Raw genomic sequence first — 17,291 nt, forward strand, 5'->3', positions numbered from 1 at the left:
CCTCCCGCAGGAGTCTTCGCCTATTGCTCCAATCACCAGCTAGCATTCATAAAAAAGCCAACGATTTTTTAACAATGAGTAATGTAATAACTACACAATGCAAACAAAAATATAATGCGGACCGTTTTGGGTTAAATGCCTCCCCTGTTGATTGGAGTGCAAGGTGTGAGACTCCTGCGGGAGATGGCGGTAGACTTGAGACCCCGCAGGCAAGCCGAGGAGGCTCAAGCAACGCCCCGCGGAAAGCGAACTCCTGGAACGGAAATCAACAGGGTGTTTAAAGTGAAGACATTATTTATATAGACCTTACTCCAAATAATGTCTTTGAGTAAAGTCTCATTTTTTTATCCGCTTTCGTAAGTCGAATCCTAAATCTATGATGCCTACCATTCTTATTATATAGAGCAACGGAGGGATTAGAAAGGATAAAATTAGCATGATGATGGGTACAGCCTTTGTAATTCTTTTTTCATGGCAGAAGTGAAAGATAAAGGACATACCCTGTACGGTCATGAGCAGCATAAGGATATAGGACAAATTCATGGTTGCCAAAAAGAGTGTGGAGCCCTTCTCCATTTCCACCAGGGAAAGCAGTATCACAATCAGGTAATACCACAGCAGGCTTTTTGGCAGCATGAAATCACGGAATGGAGGAAAAGGCTGGACCGGTTCCTTCAGACGCTTCAGGACGAACCCTGTGATCATTTGCGAAACAAAGGCAAATACAAAAGCGACCGTGACCATGCCGGACGGCAAAAGGTAGGTGAATTGTTCCACCATCTGCTCCATGAGCGCCATGGTTTCCTCTGAATTCTGACCGAGTGCTGAAGCCATTGCCTCCGCATTTTTCAAGGAGTCATTCAGCATTTCATCTATCAGTTCGGCAATATTTATTTCAAATAGGACAATGGCAACCACATACCCTAGAACCAAGTTCAATAGATACATTCCGGTTGCAGCACCTAAAATGGCATAGCGGCTGCTGTTTTTCGCGAAAAGATAGCCCATCACCACTCCGACCGAGCTCATGGGAATGCTAAGGATAAGTGCTGCGGGAGATCCCATCAGCAAGCTCAGTATATTGGCAAGCACCGCAAACCATATTCCCGATTTCCAATTGTTCCGGACCGTATAGATGACAAAAGGGACAACGAGCGCAAACAGGGTAATGACCCCGATTCCAGGTATGAATAATGTCATCAGGAGGAGCAGTACAAAGATTCCGAGCAATACCGCTCCCTCTGTAATATTTTTGGTTTTCAAAGCTTACAAACCTCCATGAATACTTTAGTTAAACTTATGTATAGTTTATCCTTTAGATACTATTACAATCAATTTCAAGGACTTTTATTCATACCCAAACTAGCAAAAAGGAAGGCAGCAAGATATTCTCTCACTGCCTTCCTCTTTTATTGTATATGTGCGTGATTACTCACCAGATACGTATGGTAGTAATGCCATTTGACGAGCGCGTTTGATTGCGATCGTTAATTTACGTTGGTATTTTGCACTAGTTCCAGTTACACGACGTGGTAAAATCTTACCGCGCTCGGAAACGAACTTTTTCAGTACATCGATATCTTTGTAGTCGATATGAGTGATACCGTTTGCTGTGAAGAAACAAACCTTACGACGTTTGTTGCGTCCACCTCTGCGTCCTCCTGCCATGTTATTCACTCCTTTGCTATTGGATTTTTGGCGTTAAGCCGTTTTTTTATCAAAACGATTCCTTCTAGGATTAGAACGGAAGATCGTCGTCAGATATATCGATAGGTTGACCATCATTTTTGAATGGGTCGTCATCAACACGAGTATAACCTTGGTTGTTGTTATTGCTGCGTTGTTGTTGGTTCTGATCGTACCCAAACGGAGATGAACCATAGCCTTGATCTTGATTTGGATTAGGACGATTGTTGTTATATCCTCCTGAACCGCCAGATCCACCGGATCCTTTAGGCTCCAAGAATTGAACACCTTCTGCCACTATTTCCGTTACGTATACACGTTTTCCATCTTGGCCTTCATAATTGCGCGTCTGGATTCTGCCGTCGACACCTGCCAAGCTTCCTTTTTTCAGGAAGTTAGCTGCGTTTTCCGCTTGTTTTCTCCAAACTACACAGTTTATAAAATCAGCTTCGCGTTCGCCCTGCTGATTCTGGAACGTACGATTTACTGCCAAAGTAAAAGTAGCAACCGCCACTCCACTTGGGGTATAGCGCAATTCAGGGTCTTTCGTTAAGCGACCAACCAATACTACGCGATTTAACATCAGAACCACTCCTCCTTGAGACGACGTCCATAAAGAGGACAACTATTATTTAACTTCTTTTTTAACAACAATATGACGGATGATATCTTCGCTGATTTTAGCTAGACGATCAAACTCTTGAACTGCAGCTGGCTCAGTAGCCACGTTTACTAACATATAGTAACCGTCACGGAAATCATTGATTTCGTAAGCTAAACGGCGTTTGCCCCACTCTTTTGCTTCAGTAAGTTCTGCACCGTTGTCAGTTAAGATCGTGTTGAAACGTTCTACAACAGCTTTTTTAGCGTCTTCCTCAATGTTTGGACGGATGATATACATGATTTCGTACTTGTTCATCACAGTCACCTCCTTTTGGTCTAAACGGCCCTTAGTGGGCAAGGAGCAATCAATTATAAATAATCATTACTCACAAATTTAGATTATAGCAGAACGCATGTCTTTTTGCAAACATTCCTTAGACGTTAAAACGGAAATGGATGACATCCCCATCTTTCACGAGGTACTCTTTTCCTTCCAGGCGGACCTTTCCGGCTTCTTTCGCAGCAGTCATGGTACCTGCTGCCAATAGGTCTTCGTAGGATACCGTTTCGGCACGGATGAATCCACGCTCAAAGTCTGTATGGATGACACCGGCACATTGTGGTGCCTTCATTCCAGTACGGAATGTCCATGCACGCACTTCCTGGACGCCGGCTGTAAAGTAAGTAGCAAGTCCAAGAAGGTTGTAAGCCGCACGGATCAGTTGATCCAAACCGGACTCTTGGATTCCCAGTTCTTCCAGGAACATCGCTTTTTCGTCTGCATCCAATTCCACGATTTCAGACTCGATTTTTGCACAGACAGTGATCACTTCCGCGTTGTCCTTTTCTGCAAATTCACGGACCTGTTTTACAAATTCATTGTCGGACGTGTCGGCAACATCCTCTTCCCCGACATTCGCCACATAAAGAACAGGCTTGCTCGTCAATAGGTGCATGCCTTTCAGATACTTCACTTGCTCGTCTGTCACTTCAACAGTACGTGCTGGAAGCTCATTTTCAAGCGCTTCTTTCACTTTTACAAGCACTTCATGCTCATAAACCGCTTCTTTATCTTTTTGCTTTGCAAGCTTTCCGACACGCTCAAGACGCTTATCCACGGACTCCAGGTCGGCAAGAATAAGCTCCAGGTTGATCGTTTCGATATCTGCAATCGGATCGACTCCGCCAGCTACGTGTGTAATGTTGTCATCAGCGAAACAACGTACCACATGGCAAATTGCATCCACTTGACGGATATGGGATAGGAACTTGTTTCCAAGACCCTCCCCTTTGCTTGCACCTTTTACGATCCCTGCAATATCAGTAAACTCAAAGTGTGTGGGAACTGTCTTTTTCGGGTTTACAAGCTCAGTCAGTTTCTGAAGGCGCTCATCCGGAACATCTACAATCCCGACGTTTGGATCTATTGTACAGAACGGGTAGTTGGCAGACTCTGCCCCCGCTTGTGTAATCGCATTAAAAAGCGTTGATTTCCCTACGTTTGGAAGACCAACGATACCAGCTGTTAAAGCCATTTTATCCACTCCTAACTTTCCGTTAACACATATTTCAATCTCCCACAATTATAGATACAACCACCAAAAAAGACAAGGCAAACCAACATTACCCAACTATAAAATAAAAAACAGCTGTCAACTCACAGCTGTTCCACTTGGTTTATTCTTCTTCACTCCGGACCAGGATCTTCTTGATCTTCCGTGTGAACTCTTTCCTTGGCATCATGACGGTGTGCTGGCACCCTTCACACTTGATGCGGATGTCCATTCCCATGCGCACCACCTTCCACCGATTCACTCCACATGGGTGTGCTTTTTTCATTTCCACTATATCGTTCATCCCGAATATCTTATCGCTCAATTTCTACACTCCCATCTAAGTTCTATCTATATAAAAATCAATTTACTGTTTTCCTTTTTCCATCTGCTGCTGCGGCTCCCGGTTATAGAGGACCATTCTTGGCGATGGGATATCAATGCCATGCTCATCCAACCGCATTTTCACTTCTTTTCTTATTTTCCTGGCGATATAAAAATGCTTCATCGGCAAAGTTTCGCAAGTGATCCGTAATACCACTTCCGCATTCCCGAATGTCTGGACACCCAAAAGCTCGGGAGGTTGTACAATTTCTTCGTATTTCAGGGGCATTTCGGCAAGCATTTCTTTAATGACAGCCTCCGCTTTCTCGATTTCCCCTTCATAGGCAATGCTCACATCCACTATCGCGATGCTATTGTGAATGGAGAAATTCGTCACTTCAATGATACTTCCATTTGGCAAAATATTCAATTCACCTGTCCAGCTTTTGATTTTCGTTGTCCGCAGTCCGATTTCCTCGACATGACCCTCGAAGGTCCCGACCCGGACATAATCACCGACAGAGAATTGGTCTTCAAAAATGATAAAGAAACCGGTAATGATATCCCGCACAAGATTCTGTGCCCCGAATCCGACAGCAAGCCCCACAATCCCTGCCCCGGCCAGCAGTGCCCGCACATCGATATGCACCACTTCAAGAATCATGATGAAGGCAACAAAATAGGTGACATAGGAAATGACATTCTCCAATAGTTTTACGAGTGTATTTTCCCGCCTTACAGATACCTGCAAAGGTCCCTTGGCTCTTATTCTCACAAAGTTCCTTATGATGGCTTTTCCTATTCGGATGACCAAGCCAGCTACAATAATGATCGCAATAATTTTCAAGAAACCTGCACCCATGCCAATCCAAAGATCTTCATTGGTCAAGGCTTCCTCCAACTTTTCATTTAATCGAATGATCCATTCCATCTACACTTCAACCTTTTCCGTAATGATTTGCTTACTATTTCTTCATTTTACTTAAGCTTATCATAGCCATCAATCCCTAACTTCACTAATCTATTTCAATTCCCCCAGCCAGTTTTTCCGGTTAGTGATGGGATACAGCAAAATACAAACAAGAAGATAAAGATTGACAAGTCCAAATAGCGGGTAAAGTATTGCTACGAGAACAGAGAATCCAAAAGCGGTAAAAGGCACCATGCAAAGCAGCAATAGCATGCAGATGATCCATACCGGGAAAGGAAGACCATCCTTGAACCTTGTGACAAGCCCCAATAGGCCTGATGCAGCGGTCGTATAGATGGCAACCCAGAGAAGGAGCGTCATGACGAAAATCATATAGTAAGGATAGCTTTGGATGACCGCAAAAAGAGGAATTTCAAAAAACTCCATTTTACTTTGGACTGTCAGGAGCGTCTGGTTGTAGAACAGTGAAATGACCCCGAGTATTCCTCCGCTTCCGATACTTGCGATCAGGATCTCTCCCTTGGTTTTCACTTCTTTTCCTATTGCGGATAGAACCGCAACAAGAGGCAAAATATTAAGCGCGGTAAATGTAAAAGCGGATGGCCAGTTTGAATGGTGATGCCCCGCCAGGTATCGTATGGTGTCAGGACTGATTTCCGCTGAATGGAACAGCACAAGGGCCAGGACCAGTATGATGGCCGGAATGATGATGCTATTGACTGTAATCATCCCATTGACTCCATAAACGAATAGCATGACCAGAAGAATACAAATAATCATGATTCCCGCCCAGTACGGGATGGAGAAAACTTGCAATGCAGCCCCGCCCCCAGCCAGCATGACTGCGGTTGTCGTAAACAGATAGATCACCATCACCACGTTATAGATCCTGGATATTTTGGGACCTACCAGCTTCTCTAATACAGGGGAAAAGTGGGCCGATTGCAGCTTTCGGCTAAGACTGAGCACCACATGACAGGCAACCATGAAGAAGATGGTGAATAAGAGGATGGCCAGTCCGCTTTCCGCCCCGAAAAATTGCCATATTTCACGTCCTGAAGCATAACCGGCACCGATAACCGTGCCTAATATTAAAAACATCCAACGAAATCCGCTATTCCACATACATTTTACCTCCTGCCACCAATTAACCGTAAAGTGGACGTATAGTTTCCAATAAATAGTCGTATACTGTTACTACTATTAAGAAGGAGTGGAACCTATGAATCTTAAATCTAACTTTTTTGAGAAGAAAGGAGGCAATATTCGTATTGCTCATGATGAAGCAAATGCATCCAAGGAAATTGCACTTACTTTACAGTCCAACCTCCCTTCTAGTTCCATTTTTCGCCCTATCGTTTTTGTATGCATCGGAACCGACCGTTCAACAGGAGATTCCCTTGGTCCACTGATCGGAACGAAACTCCAAGATCATAACCTCCATCATGTACATGTATATGGCACCTTGGATGAACCTATTCATGCGGTCAATCTTGTCGAGAAGCTCGCCATGATACAGTCCACCCACTTTAATCCGTTCATCATTGCCGTTGATGCGTGTTTGGGGAGATTGAAAAGTGTCGGTCAGCTGACGGTTGGAGATGGCCCCGTAATGCCTGGTGCCGGTGTCAAGAAAGACCTACCGCCTGTAGGGGATATTCATATAACAGGAATTGTGAATGTCAGTGGGTTCATGGAGTTCTTCGTTCTTCAGAATACAAGGCTTAGTCTTGTAATGAGGATGGCCAATGTGGTTGCCGCTTCCATCAAGGATTTGGACATGGCACTTTCGCGCAAAGACTTTTTGGCCGCTGCTGCCAAGGATAATGACATTCCGCCTATGATCCACACGCAAGAATAATTTCCAATTAATGTAAAAAAGACTGACGAATATCATCAGCCTTTTTAATCCTATAGATATAAGTATTGTAATAAAACTAATCCTGCAGCAACAAGGATGCCTGGCAACAGATTCGCAACGCGTATGGAGGTTACCCCGATGATGTTCAATCCTATCGCCATGATCATGACGCCTCCTGTTGCCGTTATTTCAAAAATAAGCAGTTCAAGTAAGTCAGCTGGAACAAATTGATCAATCTGGGTCGCAAACAAGGCAATCGTCCCCTGATACAGCATGACAGGTATTGCCGAGAACATGACACCGATACCAAGTGTCGTGGTCAAGACAATGCTTGTAAATCCATCGATGATCGATTTTGTATACAGTACCTGATGGTCACCCCTTAGGCCACTGTCAAGTGAACCTACGACAGACATCGCCCCAATGACGAATATTAAGGTGGCAGTAACAAAACCTCTTGAAACCGAACCATGCTGTCCAGTACCGACTTTTTTCTCTATCCAGATCCCAATATTATTCAGGATGCGGTCCAGGTCTATCCATTCACCAATCACTGCCCCAACAACCAAGCTGATGATGACAATCAAAAACTCATTGCTCTTGAAACCCATTTGGGCCCCAAGCAGAAATACAGCAAGTCCGATCACCTTCATGACGGTTTCCTTGGTTTTGTCCGGTATCCGTGTAAACAATTTTCCTAATAACGTACCAAGTATGATACATACTCCATTGACAATGGTGCCTAATAAAACCAATTTAAATCCCCATTCCTCATTATCTTTTTAACCACAAAAAAACTATCAAAAAAGCAAACCATCTATCGTACTGGATGGTTTGCTTTCATTTATTCAGATTGAGCTAACAGTTCAAGCAATCTGTTTAAGTCATCATCGGAAAAGAACTCTATTTCAATCTTTCCTTTATTCTTTGACTTTTTAATGGATACAGTAGTGCCAAATCTTTCACGGAGGTAGGATTCCTGATCCTGTAAGAAAATATCCTTTTCCACCGGATCCTTTTTTGTTTCACGTGAAACATTTTCGTTCACCTGGTGAATAAGCTGTTCAAGCTGCCGCACATTCAAATGGTCTTTGACCACTTTTTCGATGACTGCCTTCAACATTTCTTTTCTTTTCAATCCAAGGAGTGCCCTGCCGTGTCCCATCGAAAGCTTGCCTTCGTTCATCAGCTCTTGTACATAGGACGGCAATGAAAGGAGGCGTACATGGTTGGCAATATGCGGTCTACTCTTCCCTAGGCGGCTAGCCAATTGCTCCTGGGTCAAATCCAGTTTTGCCATAAGGGATTGGTAGGCAGCTGCCTCTTCAATGGGAGTAAGGTCCTCCCGTTGCAGATTCTCCAACAAAGCCAGTTCCATCATCTGCTGCTCCGTCAGTTCACGGATAACCACTGGAACCTTTGTTAATTTTGCTTCTTTTGCTGCACGATAGCGGCGTTCGCCGACAACGATTTCATAGCCTTTGATGCTCTTTCGGACAATGATGGGCTGAAGTATTCCATGCTGCAGGATTGATTCCTTCAGCTCCTGTATCGCATCTTTTTCAAAGACTTTTCGTGGCTGATACGGATTTGGCCGAACATCCTTGATATTGATTTCCTGTACCGCTTCTTCCTTGGAAGCTTCAATGGAAGGGAATAAAGCGTTAATGCCTTTACCTAATCCTTTACCCATGAGTCACCACTTCCTTTGCTAATTCTAAGTAAACTTCCGCTCCACGAGATTTAGGATCATAAATGATGATAGGTTCTCCATGACTTGGCGCTTCACTTAAACGGACATTGCGTGGAATGATGGTGCGATACACTTTATCCTGGAAATACTTCTTCACTTCTTCTATTACTTGGATCCCCAAGTTCGTCCTTGCATCGAGCATGGTCAAAAGGACCCCATCTATCATTAATTCTGTATTCAAATGCTTTTGTACGAGTCGTACTGTATTTAATAGCTGACTTAAGCCTTCCAATGCATAATATTCACATTGAACAGGTATGACAACAGCATCGGAAGCCGTCAATGCATTGATCGTCAACAACCCTAAAGATGGGGGACAATCTATGATTATGTAATCATATAAATGCTTAACATCATCTAACGCCCTTTTTAATCTGACTTCCCTTGAAATAGTCGGTACCAATTCTATTTCAGCACCTGCCAATTGAATGGTAGCAGGAATTATGGAAAGATTTTCCACTTTAGTAGAAAGGATTGCTCGTCGTGCTTCTACGTCCTCTACTAAAATATCATATATACATTGATCAACTTCTGCCTTAGCAACGCCTACTCCACTGGTGGCATTCCCCTGTGGATCTACGTCTACAAGCAGCACTTTTTTACCAATATAGGCTAAACACGCACCTAGATTCACCGAGGTTGTTGTTTTACCAACTCCACCTTTTTGGTTAGCAATAGCAATAATTCTGCCCATGCTGTCACCTGCCTTCAGAAAAGAACATACTTTTTATTCGTTTCTCACTTATTTTATCATGAATTTACAGAAAGTTAACTTGTTTTTGATAATAAATAGAAAGAGATGATGGTTGGTTATATAGGACGGGGAGGATTGTGCGGTTTGTAACTGTGAGTTGTGCTCGTGTATTTAATTGGCCCTTTTAAATACCGCTGTTGATTTCCGCACTAGGCTGCGCTTTCCGCGGGGCGTTTGTGGAGCCTCCTCGGCTGCGCCTGTGGGGTCTCCACTAAACGCTATCTCCCGCAGGAGTCTTCGCCTATTGCTCCAATCAACAGCTGTAGACATAAATTCAACAATTATGTTGTTTCAAAGAAAAAAAGGACATGGCGTCTCTTGGTATCTATCAATCTTGTATGTACAGGATTTGATAGATACTCATAATTGGTGATTAGAGAAGCCAAGCCCTTTGTTAAAGGATATATTATTTTATTATTTCTTCGGTATACGGATGGTGAATTGGTAGTATTCTTCTGTTTCTTCTTCTTGGGAGTCGAGTTTGATCCCGCTGTCGTTCACCATTGTCAGAGATTGGCGGATGGTGTTCATGGCGATCCGCATGTCTTTGGAGAATGCCTTGCGCTTAGGCTTTGGCCTAGCAACGGATTGTTCGAGCATCCGGACGACACGTTCCTCTGTCTGTTTCACGTTCAGTTGCTTTTCTAGAATCTCTTCAAGTAATGCAACTTGTTTTTCTTGCTGCTTCAGCGGGATGAGAGCACGGGCGTGGCGCTCTGTGATTTTCTTCTGAAGAAGGGCATCCTGGATCTCAGCAGGCAGCTTTAAGAGACGGAGCTTGTTTGCTACCGTGGATTGGCCTTTTCCAAGTCTTTGAGCCAAGGCCTCCTGTGTCAGATTATGCAATTCCAGCAGCTTCGAGTAGGCAATCGCTTCCTCGATAGCGGATAATTCTTCACGCTGCAGGTTTTCAATCAGTGCTACAGAAGCAGTTTCTGCATCATTGAAATCCTTTACAATCGCAGGTATCGTTTCCCATCCAAGCTTTTGGACGGCACGCCAGCGACGTTCACCTGCAATGATTTCATATTTGTTTTCTTCAAACTGACGGACCACAATCGGTTGAATAATGCCGTGAGTGCGGATTGTCAGGGATAATTCCTCTATTCTTTCATCGACAAAGACCGTACGAGGCTGATATCTGTTTGGAACAATATCTAGCACCGGTAATTGTTTTATTTCTTCATGATTCGTCTTTTCTACTATTTCCTGTTCTTCTTTTTCGCCAATTCCAAAAAATCGAGAGAACGGAGATTTCATAGTTAGTTCCACCACCTTATGGATAGAATCCCTTACAATAAATTCGCTGTTTAGAACAGTAATTCCTTCTGGGAAAGGTAAAATGTTTCACATGAAACACTCACAACCCGGGTCATCATCTACAATTATTCAAGCGGTAATTTATTAGGTGTACCGGGCTTGCGCGGGTACTTCTTCGGTGTAGGTTTTACTTTGTTGATGATGAGGATATTCCTTTCGCTTTCTTCTAAAGGAAGTTGAAAAGAATGGACTTCTTCCAATTTTCCGCCAAGGATTTGCATGGCTTTTTTCCCTTTTTCCACTTCTTCTTTAGCTGCAGCGGCTTTCATCGGAATAAACTGGCCACCCTCTTTGACAAGAGGCAGACAAAGCTCACTAAGGACAGACAGTCTTGCAACAGCCCTTGCTGTCACTATGTCGAATTTTTCCCTGTAATCTGCATTTTGGCCAAAAGTTTCTGCACGATCATGCACAAAATTCACTTCTGTCAGCTCCAATGCTTTTGCAAGCTGCTGAAGAAATGTAATCCTTTTGTTCAATGAATCGACAATCGTAACCTTGAGGTCAGGGAAACAAATTTTTAGCGGGATACTTGGAAAACCTGCCCCTGCCCCGACATCGCAAAGATTTTGTCCTTTAGAAAGGTCTACATAGAACGATGCGGTAATGGAGTCAAAGAAATGCTTAAGGTATACTTCTTCCTCTTCTGTAATGGCAGTGAGGTTCATTTTCTCGTTCCACTCGACCAGCATTCTGTAATATGTATCAAATTGAGAAAGCTGGAAAGGAGTAAGGGAGATCCCTTTCTCCTCCAACATACTGATGAATTGCTCTTTGTTCATGTGCTTGTATCCTTTCTTGAACCTTTTCATAGGCTGTTTTGTATGGAATGATGCTTTCATTACATTTACGAAAAAAGCCTAGTCGTTAGATACTTTAGCTATACGTCCTTGTTCGAGATAGACGAGTAAGATGGAAACATCGGCTGGGTTGACCCCTGAAATCCGGGATGCTTGCGCAACGGAAAGAGGGCGAACTTCCTTCAGTTTTTGGCGTGCTTCATTTGCCAAGCCATGGATTGCATCATAATCGATGTTTTCCGGGATTTTCTTATTTTCCATTTTTTTCAAACGGTCTACCTGTTGCAGGGACTTTTGGATATATCCTTCGTATTTCACTTGGATTTCTACCTGTTCTGCGACATCCGGTCCCAATTCCGTTTCAGGGGGAACTAGAAGGTGAACGTGTTCATAGGTCATTTCTGGACGTTTCAGAAGGTCTGCAGCCCTGATGCCATCCCTCAGTTCCGTACCGCCGGCATTCTTTATCGTTTCCTGCACCAATGCAGTCGGCTTGATGATGATGCTTTGCAATCGTTCTTTCTCCGCTTCGATCTGCTGTCTTTTCTCCTGGAATCTCTCATAACGTTCTTGTGAAATCAGGCCGATTTCGTGACCTATTTCCGTTAATCGAAGATCTGCATTATCATGGCGCAAAAGTAAGCGATATTCTGCACGGGAAGTCAAAAGACGGTAAGGTTCATTGGTTCCCTTCGTTACAAGGTCGTCAATGAGGACACCGATATAGGCATCGGAACGGCTTAAGATAAGATCCTCCTTGCCAGTGGCACGAAGACCTGCATTGATTCCGGCCATGATACCTTGTCCTGCCGCTTCTTCATAGCCTGAAGTACCATTTATCTGGCCAGCCGTATAAAGATTCTGCACCTTTTTTGTTTCAAGTGTCGGCCAGAGCTGAGTAGGTACGATTGCATCATATTCGATCGCATATCCCGCTCTCATCATCTGCACATTCTCAAGTCCCGGGATGGTGGAAAGGATTCTTCGCTGCACTTCCTCCGGCAAGCTCGTGGAAAGTCCCTGCACATAAACTTCCTGTGTGTTTCTTCCTTCCGGCTCCAAGAAAATCTGGTGTCTCGGCTTATCGTTAAAACGTACAATTTTATCTTCAATGGAAGGACAATATCTCGGCCCGGTCCCTTTGATCATGCCTGAATACATCGGGGAACGATGCAGATTCTCATCAATCAGTGCATGTGTTTCCGGACTTGTATAAGTCAGCCAGCATGGAAGCTGATCGGTGATATACTCGGTCGTTTCATATGAAAATGCCCGCGGGGTATCATCACCAGGCTGAATCTCCGTTTTACTGTAGTCAATCGTGGAACTGTTCACACGTGGTGGCGTACCCGTCTTAAAACGGGCCAGTTCAAACCCAAGCTCTTCCAAGTGTTCGGAAAGCTTAATGGAAGGCTGCTGATTGTTCGGTCCGCTCTGATATTGCAGGTCACCCATTATTATTTTTCCGCGCAAGAAAGTCCCAGTTGTGATGACAACTGTCTTGGATTCATAAATGGCACCGGTCTGTGTAAGGACACCTTTGCATACGCCATCCTCTACGATCAATCTTTCGACCATTCCCTGCAATAAGGTAATGTTCGGTTCATTTTCAATCGTCTTCTTCATTTCATGCTGGTACAGGAACTTATCGGCCTGGGCACGCAAGGCACGTACCGCAGGGCCCTTCCCGGTATTCAACATCCGCATCTGAATATGGGTCTTATCGATGTTTTTACCCATTTCTCCGCCTAGTGCATCAATTTCGCGTACAACAATTCCTTTTGCTGGTCCCCCAACAGAAGGATTACATGGCATAAATGCCACCATATCAAGATTGATGGTGATCATGAGCGTTTTCGCTCCCAATCTTGCCGAGGCAAGGCCCGCTTCGACTCCGGCGTGCCCCGCTCCAATTACTATGACATCATAGGAACCTGCATGATATTCCATGTTTGTTCCCTCCTCTTCTATTTACCTAAACAAAATTGTGAAAATAACTGATCTATCAAGCTTTCATGGACTGCATCCCCGATAATTTCACCGAGCAGCTCCCATGTCCGCGTCAAATCTATTTGGACGATATCAATTGGTACCCCGCTCTGTACCCCTGAGATTGCGTCCTCCAATGCCTGCTGTGCCTGTGTGAGTAATCCGATATGTCTGGAATTGGATACGTACGTCATGTCCCCGGCTTCAAGATTTCCCTGGAAAAACATCGAGGAAATCGCCTCCTCCAGCTCGTCCACTCCTTCATCCTCTTTTAATGAGGTCGTGATGAGAGGCTGTTCCTTTGCCAGAGCTTGTACTTTATCCAAATCTATCTTTTCATCAAGATCCGTTTTATTCACGATGACAATCACGTCCATGCCCTTCACCGCTTCAAAGAGCTTTTCATCCTCCTCGGACAAACGTTCATTATAGTTCAGGACAAGAAGGATTAGATCCGCCTTTTTCAATACTTCACGGGAACGCTCGACACCGATGCGCTCGACAATGTCCTCGGTCTCCCTGATTCCTGCCGTATCAACCAGGCGCAATGGGACACCGCGCACATTTACGTACTCTTCGATTACATCCCTCGTGGTACCCGGTATATCTGTCACGATTGCCTTGTTTTCATGAACAAGGCTATTCAAAAGGGAAGATTTCCCTACATTCGGTCTTCCTACAATGACCGTAGATAGACCTTCTCTCAATATTTTTCCCTGCTGTCCGGTTTGTAGCAGTTTTTCCAATTCAGTTTTCACATAATTGGATTTCTCTAGTAAAAGCTGATGCGTCATTTCTTCGACATCGTCATATTCAGGATAATCAATGTTTACTTCCACGTGGGCCAGTGTTTCCAAGATTTCCTGACGCAGCTTCTGTATCAGCTTGGATAATCTGCCTTCCATTTGGCCCAATGCGACATTCATCGCCCGGTCGGTTTTTGCCCGGATCAGGTCCATGACCGCTTCGGCCTGTGAAAGATCGATTCTTCCATTTAAGAAAGCGCGTTTCGTAAATTCCCCAGGCTCGGCCAATCTTGCACCTCTGCCCATTACTAGCTGAAGGAGCTTGTTCACTGAAACCAAACCGCCATGACAGTTTATTTCAATGACATCTTCCCTTGTAAATGTTTTCGGCCCTCTCATTACAGAGACCATCACTTCTTCTATCGTCTGTTCTGTCTTTGGATCTACGATATGCCCGTAGTGAATGGTATGAGACGGTACGTCCTGCATCTTTTTCCCCGAAGGACTGACAAAGATTTCATCGATGATCCGGAATGCTTCCTCCCCACTCAAACGGACGATCGCAATGGCTCCCTCCCCCATCGGAGTGGATATTGCGGCAATTGTATCTAACTCATACATATCATTCACCTCATTTCTTTTATACTGGTTTCTATTTATACATTTGATCGGTCTTACGATTCGTTTGACTCGAACAATTTTAGTCTTATTGAATAACTAATTAAGGTTAGCATAATTCATATCACTTTTAAAGTATTCCTCTTCGACAGTTATCCACAAAAATTTCCCGGACGCTCGATATTCTATCATTAATTCTAACTTATCCACATGTGAATAACAACAAACAAAACTCGAGCCTCTCTATCATCATTTCCTATCATCTGAAATTGAAACAACGGCTTTCTTTTTTCTTGGGTCAAGATCCTCTTCCGCAATAAAAAAATAGCCGCCTTCCAATTAGGTAGGCGGCTGCTCTATTATCTTGTGACTTTTAGTTTTTTGGGCGTGATGACGAGCGATCTGTTGGGCTCTTTTCCGACAGAGTATGTTTCCACTTCCGGAAAACGCGAGATGATCGAGTGCATCACTTTGCGTTCGAACGATGGCATCGGCTCCAGGTGAACTTCCTGTTTCGTTTTCATCGCTTTCTGCGCTAATCTTTCTGCAAGCTGTTCGAGTGTTTCCCGCCTCTTTTCCCGATACCCTTCTGCATCTATCTCAACAGAAAGGTACTGGTTAGAATAGCGATTCGCAACAATTTGTGTCAAATATTGAAGAGAATTGAGGGTTTGTCCCCTTTTACCAATGATCAGAGCGGTTTTTTCCCCACTGATGGAGATAAAAATGTTCCTGCCTTCGACCTTGGTCTCCAATTCTGCGACAATGTTCATTTCTGTCAGAACTTTTTTCAAGAAATTCGTTGATTCTTCAACCGGATCATATTTCATCTTAACGGTTACAATACTTGGCTTGGTACCAAACAGTCCGAATAATCCTTTTTTGCCTTCTTCAACGATTGTTATGTCTGCACGGTCTCTAGTTGTGTTTAGTTGAGTTAAAGCAGATTGGACAGCTTCCTCGACAGATGGACCAGTTGCAGTTATTTCTCTCACTTTTTCGTTCCTCCTGCAGTTCCAGTAGCCGGTGCTTTTCTCAGCTCTGGTCCCTTAATAAAGTAAGTTTGTACAATCATGAATAAGTTACCTACTACCCAGTATAAGGATAGTGCAGATGGGAAGTTGAATGCGAATACCACGATCATCACTGGCATGATATAAAGCATCATCGTCATCTGCGGGTTGTTCTCCATTCCAGCCATCATGATTTTCTGCTGGATGAAAGTGGTGATCCCTGCGACAACAGGAAGGATAAAGTAAGGATCCTTATCACCAAGGTCAAACCATAGGAAGTTATGTTCCGCAATTTCACGCGTACGAGTAATTGCATGGAAGAAACCGATCAGAATCGGCATTTGAACCAATAGAGGGAAACATCCAGCAAGTGGATTTACTCCATGCTTTTGGAAAAGTCCCATCGTTTCCTGCTGCAGCTTCTGCTGAGTCTTTTGGTCTTTGGAGCTATATTTTTCACGAAGTGCCTTCATTTCAGGCTGCAGTGCTTGCATCGCCTTCGTGTTTTTCGTTTGTTTGATCATCAATGGAAGAATCGCAAAGCGAATCAACAGTGTTACGATAATAATGGATAGTCCATAATCATTTCCGAGTAATGTTGCAAAGTAAGTAATCAGCCAAGATAGCGGATATACTATGTACTCATTCCAAAAGCCTTCACTTTCGTTTGTGATCGGCTGGTTGATTTCCGTACAGCCTGTTAGTAAGACTACAAGTCCAACAAGGCCCATAAGTAGCCATATTCGTTTTTTCAACCTCTTTTTCCTCCTTTTTGCACAAAAAAAATAATTCCTATTACATCCTACCACTTTTATTCGGATAATTGAATAAATGACAGGACACTGTCAAAATTTTTACATGTTTCCCGACTAATTGCATGATTTACCTTTTTTATTGGATAGCAACGGAAGTTTCCGCATGATGTGCTGCAGACTCTTCTGCACTTCCTCATAGCTCATTTCTGCCGTAGGCTTTCTGGCAATCACTACAATGTCTACACATCCAGGGATCTGCTCTTTCATTTCCAGAAATGCTTGGCGAACCAATCGCTTAATCCGATTCCTCGTTACAGCGTTACCAATCTTCTTACTCACCGACAGGCCGATCCGAAAATCGGGCTGCTCTTTTTTTTCTAGTGTGTAAATTACAAATTGTCGATTTGCCATGGACTTTCCACCCTGGAACACATGTTGAAACTCTTTGTTCTTCTTGATTCTTTGTTCTTTTTTCACATGTGGTCCCCCTGTCGCAGCAATTCCTAATTTGTCTTATTTCGTCTTTCTTCCACATTCTTTCTAAAATCATGTGAAATCATAACAATTTTCTTCTTAAAATAGTAA

19 protein-coding genes are annotated in these 17,291 nt (G+C 43.7%); 1 reads left to right on the forward strand and 18 read right to left on the reverse strand.

The features are described 5' to 3' along the window. Nucleotides 1-336: 336 nt before the first annotated feature. From JOC95_RS03400 to JOC95_RS03435, 8 genes are all read right to left on the reverse strand, one after another. The gene (locus tag JOC95_RS03400) at nucleotides 337-1,263 is read right to left on the reverse strand and encodes a YybS family protein (protein WP_204413331.1); all 927 of its coding nucleotides are present in this window, start codon (nucleotides 1,261-1,263) and stop codon (nucleotides 337-339) included. A gap of 165 nt (nucleotides 1,264-1,428) precedes the next feature. Beyond that, entirely contained in the window at nucleotides 1,429-1,668 is a 240-nt protein-coding gene (gene rpsR / locus JOC95_RS03405; RefSeq protein WP_204413332.1) for a 30S ribosomal protein S18, read from the reverse strand. 70 nt (nucleotides 1,669-1,738) lie between these two features. Continuing rightward, a complete protein-coding gene (gene ssb, locus JOC95_RS03410; protein ID WP_204413334.1) occupies nucleotides 1,739-2,269 on the reverse strand; it encodes a single-stranded DNA-binding protein in 531 nt (176 codons plus the stop codon). Between the two features lie 45 nt (nucleotides 2,270-2,314). Next, the gene (gene rpsF / locus JOC95_RS03415; protein WP_204413335.1) at nucleotides 2,315-2,605 is read right to left on the reverse strand and encodes a 30S ribosomal protein S6; all 291 of its coding nucleotides are present in this window, start codon (nucleotides 2,603-2,605) and stop codon (nucleotides 2,315-2,317) included. 118 nt (nucleotides 2,606-2,723) lie between these two features. Beyond that, the gene (gene ychF / locus JOC95_RS03420) at nucleotides 2,724-3,824 is read right to left on the reverse strand and encodes a redox-regulated ATPase YchF (protein WP_204413336.1); all 1,101 of its coding nucleotides are present in this window, start codon (nucleotides 3,822-3,824) and stop codon (nucleotides 2,724-2,726) included. A 142-nt stretch (nucleotides 3,825-3,966) separates the two neighbouring features. Next, nucleotides 3,967-4,167, reverse strand: coding sequence for a DUF951 domain-containing protein (locus tag JOC95_RS03425; RefSeq protein WP_204413337.1), 201 nt, complete (start codon nucleotides 4,165-4,167; stop codon nucleotides 3,967-3,969). Between the two features lie 42 nt (nucleotides 4,168-4,209). After that, entirely contained in the window at nucleotides 4,210-5,097 is an 888-nt protein-coding gene (locus JOC95_RS03430; RefSeq protein WP_204413338.1) for a mechanosensitive ion channel family protein, read from the reverse strand. A 90-nt stretch (nucleotides 5,098-5,187) separates the two neighbouring features. Beyond that, the gene (locus JOC95_RS03435; protein ID WP_204413339.1) at nucleotides 5,188-6,222 is read right to left on the reverse strand and encodes a YkvI family membrane protein; all 1,035 of its coding nucleotides are present in this window, start codon (nucleotides 6,220-6,222) and stop codon (nucleotides 5,188-5,190) included. Nucleotides 6,223-6,319: 97 nt separating this feature from the next. On the opposite strand from JOC95_RS03435, the gene yyaC reads away from it, so the two are divergent. After that, a complete protein-coding gene (gene yyaC / locus JOC95_RS03440; RefSeq protein ID WP_204413340.1) occupies nucleotides 6,320-6,958 on the forward strand; it encodes a spore protease YyaC in 639 nt (212 codons plus the stop codon). Between the two features lie 50 nt (nucleotides 6,959-7,008). Here the strand turns inward: yyaC and JOC95_RS03445 are convergent, their stop codons facing one another. From JOC95_RS03445 to rnpA, 10 genes are all read right to left on the reverse strand, one after another. Beyond that, nucleotides 7,009-7,713, reverse strand: a complete 705-nt coding sequence (locus JOC95_RS03445; protein WP_204413342.1) for a DUF554 domain-containing protein — start codon at nucleotides 7,711-7,713, stop codon at nucleotides 7,009-7,011. A gap of 89 nt (nucleotides 7,714-7,802) precedes the next feature. Beyond that, nucleotides 7,803-8,651 (reverse strand): ParB/RepB/Spo0J family partition protein, encoded by an 849-nt coding sequence (locus JOC95_RS03450; RefSeq protein WP_204413344.1) that lies wholly within the window; start codon nucleotides 8,649-8,651, stop codon nucleotides 7,803-7,805. Beyond that, nucleotides 8,644-9,405, reverse strand: coding sequence for a ParA family protein (locus JOC95_RS03455; protein WP_204413346.1), 762 nt, complete (start codon nucleotides 9,403-9,405; stop codon nucleotides 8,644-8,646). Before JOC95_RS03455 ends, JOC95_RS03450 begins: the two co-directional genes overlap by 8 nt. Nucleotides 9,406-9,879: 474 nt before the next feature. Next, complete coding sequence (noc, locus tag JOC95_RS03460) at nucleotides 9,880-10,725, reverse strand: nucleoid occlusion protein (RefSeq protein WP_204413348.1); 846 nt, start codon at nucleotides 10,723-10,725, stop codon at nucleotides 9,880-9,882. 125 nt (nucleotides 10,726-10,850) lie between these two features. After that, nucleotides 10,851-11,567: a 16S rRNA (guanine(527)-N(7))-methyltransferase RsmG gene (gene rsmG, locus JOC95_RS03465; protein WP_204413350.1), complete on the reverse strand. Its 717-nt coding sequence runs from the start codon at nucleotides 11,565-11,567 to the stop codon at nucleotides 10,851-10,853. A 78-nt stretch (nucleotides 11,568-11,645) separates the two neighbouring features. Further along, nucleotides 11,646-13,535, reverse strand: coding sequence for a tRNA uridine-5-carboxymethylaminomethyl(34) synthesis enzyme MnmG (gene mnmG, locus JOC95_RS03470; RefSeq protein WP_204413351.1), 1,890 nt, complete (start codon nucleotides 13,533-13,535; stop codon nucleotides 11,646-11,648). 17 nt (nucleotides 13,536-13,552) lie between these two features. Further along, entirely contained in the window at nucleotides 13,553-14,941 is a 1,389-nt protein-coding gene (gene mnmE, locus JOC95_RS03475; protein WP_204413353.1) for a tRNA uridine-5-carboxymethylaminomethyl(34) synthesis GTPase MnmE, read from the reverse strand. 356 nt (nucleotides 14,942-15,297) lie between these two features. Next, a complete protein-coding gene (gene jag / locus JOC95_RS03480) occupies nucleotides 15,298-15,933 on the reverse strand; it encodes an RNA-binding cell elongation regulator Jag/EloR (protein WP_204413355.1) in 636 nt (211 codons plus the stop codon). Next, nucleotides 15,930-16,706: a YidC family membrane integrase SpoIIIJ gene (gene spoIIIJ, locus JOC95_RS03485; RefSeq protein ID WP_204413357.1), complete on the reverse strand. Its 777-nt coding sequence runs from the start codon at nucleotides 16,704-16,706 to the stop codon at nucleotides 15,930-15,932. Before spoIIIJ ends, jag begins: the two co-directional genes overlap by 4 nt. 114 nt (nucleotides 16,707-16,820) lie before the next feature. Then, nucleotides 16,821-17,183 (reverse strand): ribonuclease P protein component, encoded by a 363-nt coding sequence (gene rnpA, locus JOC95_RS03490; RefSeq protein WP_204413359.1) that lies wholly within the window; start codon nucleotides 17,181-17,183, stop codon nucleotides 16,821-16,823. Nucleotides 17,184-17,291 lie beyond the last annotated feature (108 nt).

It is taken from the genome of Sutcliffiella tianshenii (assembly GCF_016908565.1).
Lineage (GTDB): Bacteria > Bacillota > Bacilli > Bacillales > Bacillaceae_I > Sutcliffiella_A > Sutcliffiella_A tianshenii.

Bases quoted from the DNA above. Each gene is read 5' to 3' on its own strand.
- rpsR (WP_204413332.1), bottom strand. From the start codon at position 1,668: ATGGCAGGAGGACGCAGAGGTGGACGCAACAAACGTCGTAAGGTTTGT.
- ssb (WP_204413334.1), bottom strand. From the start codon at position 2,269: ATGTTAAATCGCGTAGTATTGGTTGGTCGCTTAACGAAAGACCCTGAA.
- rpsF (WP_204413335.1), bottom strand. From the start codon at position 2,605: ATGAACAAGTACGAAATCATGTATATCATCCGTCCAAACATTGAGGAA.
- ychF (WP_204413336.1), bottom strand. From the start codon at position 3,824: ATGGCTTTAACAGCTGGTATCGTTGGTCTTCCAAACGTAGGGAAATCA.
- JOC95_RS03430 (WP_204413338.1), bottom strand. From the start codon at position 5,097: ATGGAATGGATCATTCGATTAAATGAAAAGTTGGAGGAAGCCTTGACC.
- JOC95_RS03435 (WP_204413339.1), bottom strand. From the start codon at position 6,222: ATGTGGAATAGCGGATTTCGTTGGATGTTTTTAATATTAGGCACGGTT.
- yyaC (WP_204413340.1), top strand. From the start codon at position 6,320: ATGAATCTTAAATCTAACTTTTTTGAGAAGAAAGGAGGCAATATTCGT.
- JOC95_RS03450 (WP_204413344.1), bottom strand. From the start codon at position 8,651: ATGGGTAAAGGATTAGGTAAAGGCATTAACGCTTTATTCCCTTCCATT.
- JOC95_RS03455 (WP_204413346.1), bottom strand. From the start codon at position 9,405: ATGGGCAGAATTATTGCTATTGCTAACCAAAAAGGTGGAGTTGGTAAA.
- noc (WP_204413348.1), bottom strand. From the start codon at position 10,725: ATGAAATCTCCGTTCTCTCGATTTTTTGGAATTGGCGAAAAAGAAGAA.
- rsmG (WP_204413350.1), bottom strand. From the start codon at position 11,567: ATGAACAAAGAGCAATTCATCAGTATGTTGGAGGAGAAAGGGATCTCC.
- mnmG (WP_204413351.1), bottom strand. From the start codon at position 13,535: ATGGAATATCATGCAGGTTCCTATGATGTCATAGTAATTGGAGCGGGG.
- mnmE (WP_204413353.1), bottom strand. From the start codon at position 14,941: ATGTATGAGTTAGATACAATTGCCGCAATATCCACTCCGATGGGGGAG.